This window comes from Martinezella tropici (assembly GCF_003287875.1).
GTDB lineage: Bacteria > Pseudomonadota > Alphaproteobacteria > Rhizobiales > Rhizobiaceae > Rhizobium > Rhizobium tropici_C.
Map to the genome: position 1 here is coordinate 48649 of NZ_QMKK01000018.1, position 11548 is coordinate 60196.

The 11548-nt window shown below is 58.5% G+C and carries 12 protein-coding genes; 5 read left to right on the forward strand and 7 right to left on the reverse strand.

What is annotated here, in order from left to right; translation table 11 throughout:
• The first annotated feature begins 157 nt into the window (after positions 1-157).
• From DQ393_RS02510 to DQ393_RS02525, 4 genes are all read left to right on the forward strand, one after another.
• The gene (locus DQ393_RS02510; protein WP_112340236.1) at positions 158-1225 is read left to right on the forward strand and encodes an ABC transporter ATP-binding protein; all 1068 of its coding nucleotides are present in this window, start codon (positions 158-160) and stop codon (positions 1223-1225) included.
• A gap of 154 nt (positions 1226-1379) precedes the next feature.
• Positions 1380-2693: an ABC transporter substrate-binding protein gene (locus DQ393_RS02515; protein WP_112340237.1), complete on the forward strand. Its 1314-nt coding sequence runs from the start codon at positions 1380-1382 to the stop codon at positions 2691-2693.
• A 66-nt stretch (positions 2694-2759) separates the two neighbouring features.
• Entirely contained in the window at positions 2760-3695 is a 936-nt protein-coding gene (locus DQ393_RS02520) for a carbohydrate ABC transporter permease (RefSeq protein ID WP_112340238.1), read from the forward strand.
• 15 nt (positions 3696-3710) lie between these two features.
• A complete protein-coding gene (locus DQ393_RS02525) occupies positions 3711-4610 on the forward strand; it encodes a carbohydrate ABC transporter permease (protein ID WP_069614176.1) in 900 nt (299 codons plus the stop codon).
• A gap of 105 nt (positions 4611-4715) precedes the next feature.
• On the opposite strand, the gene DQ393_RS02530 is transcribed toward DQ393_RS02525, so the two are convergent.
• Together DQ393_RS02530 and DQ393_RS02535 are read right to left on the reverse strand one after the other, a co-directional pair.
• The gene (locus DQ393_RS02530; protein ID WP_112340239.1) at positions 4716-5225 is read right to left on the reverse strand and encodes an Hsp20/alpha crystallin family protein; all 510 of its coding nucleotides are present in this window, start codon (positions 5223-5225) and stop codon (positions 4716-4718) included.
• Positions 5226-5319: 94 nt separating this feature from the next.
• Positions 5320-5796 (reverse strand): Hsp20 family protein, encoded by a 477-nt coding sequence (locus DQ393_RS02535; RefSeq protein WP_112340240.1) that lies wholly within the window; start codon positions 5794-5796, stop codon positions 5320-5322.
• 215 nt (positions 5797-6011) lie between these two features.
• Between DQ393_RS02535 and DQ393_RS33315 the strand changes: the two genes are divergently transcribed.
• On the forward strand, positions 6012-6149 hold the full coding sequence (locus DQ393_RS33315; protein ID WP_181592275.1) for a hypothetical protein: 138 nt from the start codon (positions 6012-6014) through the stop codon (positions 6147-6149).
• Positions 6150-6253: 104 nt separating this feature from the next.
• On the opposite strand, the gene DQ393_RS02540 is transcribed toward DQ393_RS33315, so the two are convergent.
• From DQ393_RS02540 to groEL, 5 genes are all read right to left on the reverse strand, one after another.
• Positions 6254-8464: an amylo-alpha-1,6-glucosidase gene (locus tag DQ393_RS02540; protein WP_112340241.1), complete on the reverse strand. Its 2211-nt coding sequence runs from the start codon at positions 8462-8464 to the stop codon at positions 6254-6256.
• 13 nt (positions 8465-8477) lie between these two features.
• A complete protein-coding gene (locus tag DQ393_RS02545) occupies positions 8478-9572 on the reverse strand; it encodes a glycosyltransferase family 4 protein (protein ID WP_112340242.1) in 1095 nt (364 codons plus the stop codon).
• Between the two features lie 86 nt (positions 9573-9658).
• On the reverse strand, positions 9659-10072 hold the full coding sequence (locus tag DQ393_RS02550) for a hypothetical protein (RefSeq protein WP_112340243.1): 414 nt from the start codon (positions 10070-10072) through the stop codon (positions 9659-9661).
• A 292-nt stretch (positions 10073-10364) separates the two neighbouring features.
• A complete protein-coding gene (locus DQ393_RS02560; RefSeq protein WP_112340245.1) occupies positions 10365-10604 on the reverse strand; it encodes a hypothetical protein in 240 nt (79 codons plus the stop codon).
• 57 nt (positions 10605-10661) lie between these two features.
• A partial coding sequence (gene groEL / locus DQ393_RS02565; RefSeq protein ID WP_146758958.1) for a chaperonin GroEL occupies positions 10662-11548 on the reverse strand: 887 nt, incomplete at its 5' end.

The following is an 11548-nucleotide window of genomic DNA, read 5'->3' on the forward strand; positions in this document are numbered from 1 at the left end:
GAGGAGATCTGTCTGAGATGCACGTGAGGGAGACAGGGATACCGGTCGTCGGCCGGGGATAGAATGTCGAAGTCGAATCGATCCATTCTGGCGGTTAGTGCCTCGGAGGAGGGACGACCGTAAGTCAAGCAAGTGAAAGGTTCTGGGAGGGACTTTTATGGCAGGTGTCGAGTTTGTCGATGTCAGGAAATCATTCGGGGCGTTCCCTGTTATCAAAGGTGTGAACATCGAGATCGCCGACGGGGAATTCGTGATCCTGGTCGGGCCGTCCGGATGCGGAAAATCCACGCTTCTGCGAATGCTTGCCGGGCTGGAGAACATTTCCGCCGGCGAGATCCGTATCGGCAATCAGGTCGTCAATGGAGTGGCCCCCGGCGACCGCGACATAGCCATGGTCTTTCAGAATTATGCGCTTTATCCGCATATGTCGGTGGCCCAGAACATGGCTTTCTCGCTGATGCTCAAACGCGCGCCGAAAGCGGACATGGATCAGCGTGTCAAGAAAGCGGCGGAAATCCTGGGTCTGACCAAACTTCTCGATCGCTATCCCCGCCAGCTTTCCGGCGGTCAGCGCCAGCGTGTCGCCATGGGCCGGGCGATCGTGCGCGATCCCCAGGTCTTCCTCTTCGACGAACCGCTTTCCAATCTTGATGCCAAGCTCCGGGTCGCCATGCGCGCGGAAATCAAGGAGCTTCACCAACGTCTTGGCACCACGACCGTTTACGTCACGCATGACCAGATCGAGGCCATGACGATGGCCGACAAGATCGTCGTCATGCATGACGGCGTCGTGGAGCAGGTGGGAAAGCCGCTGGATCTCTACGACACGCCTGCCAATCTTTTCGTCGCGGGTTTCATCGGTTCGCCGGCGATGAACATGATCAAAGGCCACCTCGATACGCAGAGCGATAGCCGGTTCATCGCGTCGGACGGAACTGTCTTGCCCGTTGCAAATCCGCCCGCCGGCGCAAAGGGTCGGAATCTCGTCTATGGGTTGCGTCCGGAATACATCATGCTCGATGCCAATGGGCTGCCCGCGGAAATCATCGTGATCGAGCCGACAGGCTATGAGACGCAGATGACGGTTCGGTTCGGCGGCAGCGATGTCAACTGCATCTTCCGGGAGAGGATCAATGCCAAACCCGGCGATACGCTGCGCATTTCCATCGATGTGCCGCATGTCCATCTCTTCGACGCCGAAAGCGGTCAGAGATTGACGATCTGATGTCGCTTCGGTGGGGAGCCGGAAGAAGAGGAGTCTCCCTGCTCACCCATCGATGCGGAAGCATCCGACCGGTTCGGATGCGATAGTCGTCGTTCACCAAACGGGAAGGTGGGCGCCGGGGGAATTTGCTCCCGTTTTTCAAAGGAGGAGTATCATGGCATTCAAGAGACGTGACTTTCTCGCCGCATCGGCGGCAGCGGCCGGCATTGCCGGCCTCGCGCCACTCGGTATACGCCCATCATTCGCCCAGGCCGAACCCGGCTACACGCCTGAAAAGGGCGCAAGTCTCAGGCTTCTTCGCTGGACACCCTTCGTCAAGGGAGATGAGGATGCCTGGCTTGCCAATACCAAGAAATTCACCGAGGCCACGGGCGTCGAAGTTCGTATCGACAAGGAAAGCTGGGAAGACATCCGACCGAAGGCCGCCGTCGCTGCCAATGTCGGTTCCGGCCCCGACATGGTGATGTGCTGGTTCGACGATGCACATCAGTATCCGGACAAACTCGTCGACCTGACCGAACTTGGCAACTACCTCGGCAACAAATACGGCGGCTGGTATGACGGCGTGCGCGGTTATGCAACCCGCGGCGACAAGTTCATCGCCATGCCGCTGACCGCGATCGGGAACGCCGTCGTTTATCGCGACAGTCACGTAAAGGCTGCCGGTTTCAGTGAATTCCCCAAGGACACCGCGGGATTCCTTGAGCTTTGCAAGGCCATGAAGGCCAAAGGCACGCCCGCCGGTTTTCCACATGGCAAGGCTGTTGGCGATGGCAATAATTACGCTCATTGGCTGCTTTGGAGTCATGGCGGCAAGATGGTGGACGAAAGCGGCAAGGTGACCATCAACAGCCCTGAAACGCTGGCGGCAATCCACTATGCGCAAGCCCTTTATGCGACCTTCATCCCCGGCACGGAAAGCTGGCAGGACATCAACAACAACCGGGCCTTCCTTGCCGGACAGGTATCGCTGATCGCAAACGGCGTTTCCGTCTATTACGCAGCTAAAAAAGATCCGAAGCTTGCCGAAATCGCGGCCGATATCAGAACCACCAACTTCCCGATCGGTCCGGTCGGCAAGAGTGTCGAACTGCACCAGACGAGCTCGCTGGTTCTCTTCAGCCATACCAAATATCCGGAAGCAGCCAAGGCCTATATCAAGTTCATGATGGAAGGCGACCAGATGAACGCCTGGATCCAAGGATCGAGCGCCTATTGCTGCCAACCCTTGAAGGCCTTTGCCAACAATCCTGTCTGGACCGCCGATCCCGTCCATGCACCCTATGCACGCGCATCGGAAACGCTGCGCCCGAACGGCTATGCCGGTCCGCTGGGCTATGCTTCGGCAGGTGTGATGGCCGATTACGTGCTCGTCGACATGTTCGCCGCCGCCGTGACCGGCCAGATGACGCCGGAGGATGCGATGAAAGAGGCTGAGCGCCGCGCAAACCGCTACTACAAGGTTTGATCCCCCGCGAAGATCTGCAGCATGCCGGCACCGGCATGCTGCGACTGTCCATCAGGAGATAATGCCATGTCGACCGTGACATCCGGCGATACGACGCGCAGTCCGATCCGATCGCTCATGCAGAACAATAATATGCTCGGCTTCCTCTTCATGTTGCCGGCGGCCATCTTTCTGGTTTGCTTTCTCACCTATCCGCTGGGACTTGGGGTCTGGCTCGGTTTCACGGACACGCGGATCGGGCGTGCCGGCAGCTTTATCGGTTTGGAGAATTATCAATTCCTGGCCAATGATTCCGTGTTCTGGCTATCGGTCTTCAATACGCTGCTCTACACCTTCATCGCCTCCGTCCTGAAATTCGTGCTCGGCCTTTGGTTGGCACTGCTTCTCAATCAGCATTTGCCGTTCAAGTCGTTCTTTCGGGCGATCGTGCTTCTGCCCTGGGTCGTTCCGACGGTGCTTTCGGGATTGGCATTCTGGTGGATTTATGATTCCCAATTTTCCATCATCTCGTGGTCCCTGATGAAGATCGGCCTGATCCATGGTCCGATCAATTTCCTCGGCGATCCGACCAATGCGCGGATTTCGGTCATCATCGCCAATGTCTGGCGCGGCATTCCCTTCGTGGCGATTTCGCTGCTCGCCGGCCTGCAGACCATTCCTGCTTCGCTGCAGGAGGCGGCATCGCTTGATGGCGCCACAAGCTGGCAGCGTTTCCGTTATGTAACGCTGCCGATGTTGACCCCGATCATCGCCGTCGTGATGACGTTCTCCGTGCTGTTCACATTCACGGATTTCCAGTTGATCTATGTGCTGACCAAGGGCGGACCGGTCAATGCGACGCATCTGATGGCGACGCTTTCCTTTCAGCGCGGTATCCCCGGAGGGCAGCTTGGCGAAGGTGCGGCAATCGCGGTGGCGATGATCCCGTTCCTGCTCGGTGCCATCATGTTCAGCTTCTTCGGTCTGCAGCGCCGCAAATGGCAGCAGGGCGGACAGGACTGAGATCGGGAGAACGCCATGACCATTAAAACCGAGACAGCCAATCCCGTTCTGACCGACGACATCCAAGGCATGGGTTATCTGAACCGCCTGCCTCGCCGTATCGTCATGCTCTATCTGCCGATGGCGGTCTTTGTCTTCGTGCTTCTGTTTCCCTTCTACTGGATGGCCATAACGGCCATCAAGCCGAACGCACAGTTGACCGACTACAATAATTACAGCCCCTTCTGGGTCGTGGGACCGACGCTCGATCACATCAAGTACCTGTTCTTTGAGACCTCCTATCCAGGCTGGCTCTGGAACACGATATTGGTGGCGGTGGGGTCGACCGCGCTGTCGCTGCTGGCGTCGATTTTTGGTGCCTATGCAATCGAGCGCGTGCGCTTTACCGGCTCTCGTTCGATCGGGCTGCTGATTTTTCTGGCCTATCTCGTTCCGCCTTCGATCCTGTTCATTCCCTTGGCTTTCATCGTCTTCAAGCTTGGAATTTACGATTCCAGACTTGCGCTCATCTTCACCTATCCCACCTTCCTCATCCCATTCTGCACATGGCTGCTGATGGGTTATTTCAGATCGATACCCTTCGAGCTGGAAGAAAGCGCGCTGGTCGATGGCGCCAGCCGCTGGCAGATCCTTGTCAAAATTATCCTGCCGCTGGCGGTGCCCGGACTGATATCGGCCGGTATCTTCGCCTTTACGCTGTCCTGGAACGAGTTCATCTATGCGCTCACCTTCATTCAATCGTCGGAAAACAAAACGATCCCTGTGGGTGTTCTGACGGAATTGGTTCGTGGTGATGTCTTCGAGTGGGGTTCGCTCATGGCTGGCGCATTATTCGGTTCATTGCCGGTCGTCATCCTCTACTCTTTCTTCGTCGATTATTATGTTTCGTCGATGACTGGTGCAGTGAAGGAGTGATGATTGCTGCGGCAGCAGATCGTTCGTGCAGCAGTGACCGCCGGGAGATGCTGGCGCAAGCAGCCGGCGGCCGCCATTGGGCCTGCCGCCGGCTGATTGGAACGATCAGTTCTTGATGGCGATGCGCTTGACCTGCGATTGCGCCTTCTCGCTCTTCGGCAAGGTCACGCTCAGCACGCCATTTCGGAAGCGGGCATCCACCTGGTCTTCCTTGACCTCGACACCGAGCGGTATGCGGCGCTCGAACCGGCCGTAATAGCGCTCGGAGAACTGGCGATCCTTGTCTTCGGTCTCGGAACGCTTTTCACCCTTCAGCGTCAGGACGCCGTCATTGAGCAGGACCTCGATGTCCTTCTCCTCAAGGCCGGGCACCTCTGCCGTCACCTTGATCTCCTTGTCGGTATCGGAAATCTCAACGCTTGGCCAACCGGCGTTGAACGCGGAGCCCTTGCCGAAAGACGGCAGGCCCGAGCCGAAGCCGCGGAAGACATCGTCGAAGAGGCGGTTCACCTCGCGATGCAGCGACAGGAAAGGATCACGGTCGTCATCGCGCAGGAGACTTGGAACCTGGTTACCGTTGTTGCGGCTCCAGGGAATGAGATCACGAACACTCATCGTATTTCTCCTTTCTGTTGGTCTGTTGGCAAAGTTTGCCCGCTGGCGCCGAGCCTCGCCCGGCGCCTTTGCGCGTGTCGAACTGGTGGAAGGCCTAAGCCGCGTGCTTCTCAGTCTCGATCTGCTTCGTCTCGGCTTTCGGTAGAGCCATATCCGTCGAAATCTCGATCCGGCGCGGCTTCATCTCTTCGGGGATTTCGCGCTTGAGATCGACGGTCAGCAGACCGTTCACGAGACCGGCGCCCACGACCTTGACATGATCGGCGAGCTCGAACCGGCGCTGGAACGCGCGGTTTGCGATGCCGCGATGCAGATAGTGGACGTCTTCGCCGTTTGCCTTCTGGCCCGAAACGACGAGAAGGTTTTGTTCCTGTGTGATCGTCAGTTCGTCCTCGGAGAAACCCGCCACTGCCATGGCAATGCGGTAATCGTCCTCACCGGTTTTGACGATGTCGTAGGGCGGCCAGTTGTCGATCGTATCGACGCGGCTCGCAGCTTCGAGCGCATTCAACATTCGGTCGAAACCGATGCTCGACCGGAACAGGGGAGAAAAATCGAGGTTTGTCCTCATAGCCATATCCTCCTTATAAGCAACATGGATACAAGGAGGCGCCAAGAGCACATGGCGCCTCCTGGACTTCGTCGATTCCCATTGGGCAATCGAACAATATTCATATAATTCCGGGGCTTGCCGGTTTCAAGAACAGGTGAATCATCCGCTTGAAAATTTGATCTCTCATTGGTCTCACCAAGCTCCTGTTGAGGAAAATGAAGGAGCAATTGGCCATGACCATGACTTTTGACGGCGTGGTCGTCGTCCTTGGACCTGTCGGTGAAGCGCTGGGCAGAGATTATCGCGGCCGGCGCGACGTGATCTGCGCTCGCCCAGGCAATTTGCGTGAGCCGGCAATGATGAAGCGTTGATAGGCGAAGGTGGACATCTGCCGGCAGACAGGGGGTGTGATTTGCTGACGGCCGGCGAGGACGATCAGCCCGACGAAGCCGGCGGGCCGAGGGATCGCCATTCATCAAGTCGTCGTGATCACCCGAACATCGCCTTGACGATCGACGACGTCGACCACGAATTGGCGGCGGGATCGGCGGATGGCGATGTCAGCCGAACCGTCGCCGATCCGCAGGTGTCGCAGGAGCACCTCATCGAGGAAAGAAGGCAGCTGTGGCTCGTTGAAGCTGACGTGCTGCGCGTTCGGATCAAAGTCAAGGCCCAGGCACGACTGCAGCAGGAAGAGCGGCGCGGCGGCCGCCCATGCCTGTGGGGAGCAGGCGACCGGATAGAAGGTCGGCCCTTGCGCCTGCTGGCGCGGCAGCCCGCAGAAGAGCTCTGGAAGCCGGCGCAGGTCGATATAGGTCGATGCCGCAAACAGGCCTTCGAAAATCCGCGCAGCTTCGGCGCGATGGCCGTAGCGGGCAAGGCCGGCGGCAATCAGGGCATTGTCGTGCGGCCAGATCGAGCCGTTGTGATAGCTCATGGGATTGTAACGCGCCTCGGTCGAGGCAATGGTGCGGATACCCCAGCCGCAGAAGGACGAAGCACCCATCAGCGTTCGGGCAATGACGCGTGCCCTTTCGGGATAGGCGATGCCGGTGAAGAGGGCATGTCCGGCGTTGGAGGATCGAACCCGGCAGGGGCGTTTATCTCCGTCCAACGCAAGTACATAGGTGCCGAGTTCCTCATCGAAAAAGCTCGTGTCGAAAGCGCGGCGCAAGCCCTCCGACCTCGCGAGGAATTTCGTGGCCCTTTCCGCTTTGCCGAGCCGGCGAAAGATCTCGGCGGCCCCCTGCCAGGCGCCGTAGAGATAGGCCTGAACCTCGGCGATGGCGATCGGTCCCCTCGCAAGCGTGCCGTCAATGTGGAAGATGGAATCGTGGCTGTCTTTCCAGGCCTGATTGATCAGGCCTTCTTCTGTCCGTCGTCCATATTCGACGAAACCGTCGCCGTCTCGATCGCCATGTTCGTCGATCCAGGCAAGGGCCGCCTCGATAGCAGGGAGCAGCGACTGGATCGTGGCAAAATCAGCCGTACGTTTGAGATATTCGCCAGCCAGCAGCACGAAGAGGAGCGTGGAATCGATACTGCCATAATAGCGGCGGAAAGGCACCTCGCCGAGTTCGGCCATCTCTCCATAGCGGACCTCGTGCAAAATCTTGCCCGGCTCCGCATCCGCGATGGGATCGATCTCCGTCGCCTGGTTGGCTGCCAGATGGCCGAGCACCCCACGGGCGATTTGCGGATCGAGCCAGAGCGTTTCCAGCGCGGTGATCAGGGCGTCGCGGCCGAAGACGGTGCTGAACCAGGGAATGCCGGCATAGGGATAAGGTCCTTCCGGCTTGTCGGTCATCAGCATGTAGAGATCGGAGACGCTGCGGCGGACCACCTCATTGAAGATCTCGTTGGACGTAACGATCGATGCCGCGCGCGAGGAAGACGAACGCAGTGCTCGGCGTGCATCCCTGAGCGCAAGGAAAAAGGAACGGTGGCTCGGCCTGTGGTCAGCGACTTGATCGCAGCCTATCTCGACGAAGAGCGATCGTGTCTCATGCGGCTCAAGTTGGAGGTCATAAACAACATGATCGCTGCGAATGTGCTTCGGCCTTGGATCAAACCAAACGCGGGTCGACCGCTTTCGCTCATCAAGCCCGATATAGGAAAGCAGGATCGAAGCCTGCTCCACAACGGGGGTAAGATGGCGACCTTTGCGTGCTCTCACAGTCCCGCGGACCTCGAACAGGTCGGCGAAATCGGCCGCCAATACGATTTCGATACGAACATGCTGCGGCCGATCGTCATAATTCCGGATGGCCAGCCGCTCATAGCAACCGCCATTCCACAAGAATCGGGATCTGCGAAGATGAATGAGATCGTGACCGAGGGTGAGCTTACCTTTTTCGTCGAAAAGATCGGGATTGGTGAGATCGCAGGTGAGCATCGCGTTGTCGTCACGCAGCGTCGACGACAACAGCATCGGCCGCTTGCCGTTGATCGTCAGATGGAAATGCGAGAGATAGCGCGTATCACGATGGAATAGGCCTTCGGGGCTACCCGGCCCGGAAAGCGCATCGCCATTGTGGTCGAAGACGGCGAAGGTATCGCCGTGCTTCAGGGTGCGCGGTCGCCGCTCCTGCAGGGATGCGGTTGCCGGAATGAAGAACTGGGCCACTGGGGCGGCCGGCTCTGCCGGCGCGACGGATGGCTTGCTGTCCACAGAAGCTGTCGACATGCTGCTATGTCTCCTACGCCACGACCTGGAGATCCAGATCCTGACCGTTGGCGCGGCGCAGCGACGCCGCCTTTGTGCGAACGCCGGGCAGGTTACGATAGATAGCGAGATAGTCTCGCGCCATCCGTTCTGCGCTGAAACGCCGTTCGAAGGTCGCGCGTACCTTGTTGCGATCCATTCGCAGTGCCCATTCGACATTTTCGGCCGCTTCGGTAACGCTATCGACGACGATACCCGAAACACCGTTGTCAATCACTTCCGGAACCGAACCGCATCCGAACGCGACCACCGGGGTGCCGCATGCCATTGCCTCGATCATCACCAGCCCGAATGGTTCGGGCCAGTCGATCGGGAAAAGCAACGCGCCCGCGTTACCAAGGAAATCGGCCTTCTGGTGCTCGTTGATTTCGCCGATGAACTCGACGTTCGGATGGCTCTTGACCATTGGCGCGATCACCGTGTCCCAATAGGCCTTGTCCGCATTGTCGATCTTGGCGGCGATCTTCAGCGGCATACCAACCTTGGCTGCGATGCGGATCGCGCGATCCGGACGTTTCTCGGGGGAGATTCGTCCCAGGAAGGCAAGATAGTTGCCTTTGGGCTTTGCCGTGAAGGAAAGAAGATTGGTCGGAAGACCGTGATACACCGTCCCGGACCAATTGACCGGTGGCATCGGGCGACGCTGGTCATTGGAGATCGATACCAGCGGGATATCTGGAAAAGCCTTGTAGAAAGGCTTGAGATCCGGCAGGTCGAGGCGTCCGTGTAGCGTCGTGACTGTACGATCCGCAAAATCCCGGATCAGCGGGAAATGCAGGAGATCGATATGGAAATGCAGGACATCGAAGTCATGCGCCCGCCGGCGGATTTCCTCCAGCAGGACGACCTGATGCGGAAGATGGTCCTTGACGGACGGATTAAGCCTGAGCGCGACATCCGAGCACGCCACCAAGGTAGCGTCGGTCATGGAATCCCCGCTGGCAAACAGCGTGACATCGTGACCCTGACGGACAAGTTCTTCAGTGAGATAGGAAACGATGCGCTCGGTTCCTCCATAAAGCTTCGGTGGAACGCTTTCGGCAAGCGGCGCAATCTGGGCGATCTTCATCGGCAAAACCTCCTCATAAGAGCAAAGAATGGACGGCAAAAATCGGGGTAGCGTCCTAAACAGGCACGCGTTTACAGGGTGGAAGTCTAGACTTCTGATAGCTGGCGGCGGCGCCCTCCCTTTCGCAGGCCATTGGAAACAAAACGGTTGGCAAAATGGCGCAGCCGTGAGCCATGACGATGGAGTTTACCGGCTGCCGTAGAGTGCAGCGAGATCATGTCTTGGCTATCGTCCAAGGACTTCAAGGCCGCGATGATGTCGTCATAGGAGACGATATGGTCTGCGCCTGGAACGCGCCGAAAGCCCGGCATCGATTCAATTGCAAATATGTCCGAGGCCCAGGACGCAAGAATGGCGCGCTTGTAATCCCTGGCGATGTGCTCTGCTGCCAGAACGTCGCGCGGATGAGCAAAATGTCGGGCAGGATGCAACAAATGCGCTGAGGTGATTGCAGCGGTAGATTGGTCGGCTACTGTGATATTGTCGGTTTCCTTTCTCATATCTGGCTCCATCGATGTCTGGTCGCTGAGCTCTTGCCACGTCAGGGAGCTTCAGCTCGGTGTCCTGCCTCCATGAGCGCCCCTCCAGCAAGAGAATTGCTTTCGATTTCGGAGAGGGCTGCCGCACGCAAGGCTGACGGCTCGTGCATGCCTCTGCGATAATATCGTGCGACCGTCGCCATGATCCGAGCAACGGCTGTGGGGTCTCGTGAGACTCCCCTATCGCGAGCGATCGCTTTGACGACGTCGACGCACATCCGCAAATCTTCCCGTGAAAGAGGACGATGGCTGTTCATCCTTCCGCCACCTCCGGAAAAGTGCCGCGTGCACCCTGAACCAATATTTTCAGCTGCTCCGGGTTCCTGACACCCTGACGATACAACTCCATCAGGATTGCGGCGATGCGCTCGCCTTCTTCCGATTTGCGCGGGATATCCGCTGCTGCCCGGATCTCATCGAACACGCGCTGGCAAAGTTCCAGATCACGTGCATCCAGCGGCGCATTTGATCTTTTGATGATCGTCTGAACCATGGTGATCTCCGTCGTGAAGCCCGCTCCACCGTCCGGCGGAGCGGGCACTTCAAGCTGTTAGAAGTCCATTCCTGCTCCGGCCGGCAGCGCCGGTGCCGCTTCCTTCTTCGGCTTTTCCGCGATCATGGCTTCCGTCGTCACCAGGAGGCCGGCAACGGAAGCTGCGTCCTGAAGAGCCGTGCGCACGACCTTGGCCGGGTCGATCACGCCTTGCGCATAGAGATCGCCATATTCGCCGGTCTGCGCATTCCAGCCGAAGGAGAAGTCGCTCTTCTCTCTGAGCTTGCCAACGATGATCGAGCCTTCGGCACCGGCATTTTCCGCGATCTGACGCACCGGTGCTTCGATGGCACGGCGCACGATATCGACGCCGACACGCTGGTCATCGTTTTGTGTGGAGAGCCCGTCGAGTGCTTTGATCGCCCGAAGCAAGGCAACCCCGCCGCCTGGCAGTATGCCTTCCTCGACAGCCGCACGGGTCGCGTGGAGCGCGTCGTCGACACGGTCCTTCTTTTCCTTCACTTCGACTTCGGTCGAGCCGCCGACGCGGATGACGGCAACGCCGCCAGCGAGCTTGGCAAGACGTTCCTGCAGCTTCTCGCGGTCGTAGTCGGAGGTGGTTTCCTCGATCTGAGCCCTGATCTGGGCAACGCGGCCTTCGATGTCGGACTTGGCGCCAGTGCCGTCGACGATCGTCGTGTTTTCCTTTTCGATCGAAACCTTCTTGGAACGGCCGAGCATGTCGAGGGTGACATTCTCCAACTTGATGCCAAGATCTTCGGAGATGACGGTGCCGCCCGTCAGGATGGCGATGTCTTCCAGCATGGCCTTGCGGCGGTCGCCGAAGCCCGGAGCCTTGACGGCAGCGATCTTGAGGCCACCGCGCAGCTTGTTGACAACGAGGGTCGCAAGCGCTTCGCCTTCGACGTCTTCAGCGATGATGA

Excerpts from the sequence above, each read along its gene's own strand:
- DQ393_RS02535 (WP_112340240.1), bottom strand. The coding sequence starts at position 5,796 with ATGAGGACAAACCTCGATTTTTCTCCCCTGTTCCGGTCGAGCATCGGT.
- DQ393_RS02515 (WP_112340237.1), top strand. The coding sequence starts at position 1,380 with ATGGCATTCAAGAGACGTGACTTTCTCGCCGCATCGGCGGCAGCGGCC.
- DQ393_RS02540 (WP_112340241.1), bottom strand. The coding sequence starts at position 8,464 with ATGTCGACAGCTTCTGTGGACAGCAAGCCATCCGTCGCGCCGGCAGAG.
- DQ393_RS02520 (WP_112340238.1), top strand. The coding sequence starts at position 2,760 with ATGTCGACCGTGACATCCGGCGATACGACGCGCAGTCCGATCCGATCG.
- DQ393_RS33315 (WP_181592275.1), top strand. The coding sequence starts at position 6,012 with ATGACCATGACTTTTGACGGCGTGGTCGTCGTCCTTGGACCTGTCGGT.
- DQ393_RS02545 (WP_112340242.1), bottom strand. The coding sequence starts at position 9,572 with ATGAAGATCGCCCAGATTGCGCCGCTTGCCGAAAGCGTTCCACCGAAG.
- DQ393_RS02530 (WP_112340239.1), bottom strand. The coding sequence starts at position 5,225 with ATGAGTGTTCGTGATCTCATTCCCTGGAGCCGCAACAACGGTAACCAG.
- DQ393_RS02560 (WP_112340245.1), bottom strand. The coding sequence starts at position 10,604 with ATGGTTCAGACGATCATCAAAAGATCAAATGCGCCGCTGGATGCACGT.
- DQ393_RS02525 (WP_069614176.1), top strand. The coding sequence starts at position 3,711 with ATGACCATTAAAACCGAGACAGCCAATCCCGTTCTGACCGACGACATC.
- DQ393_RS02550 (WP_112340243.1), bottom strand. The coding sequence starts at position 10,072 with ATGAGAAAGGAAACCGACAATATCACAGTAGCCGACCAATCTACCGCT.
- DQ393_RS02510 (WP_112340236.1), top strand. The coding sequence starts at position 158 with ATGGCAGGTGTCGAGTTTGTCGATGTCAGGAAATCATTCGGGGCGTTC.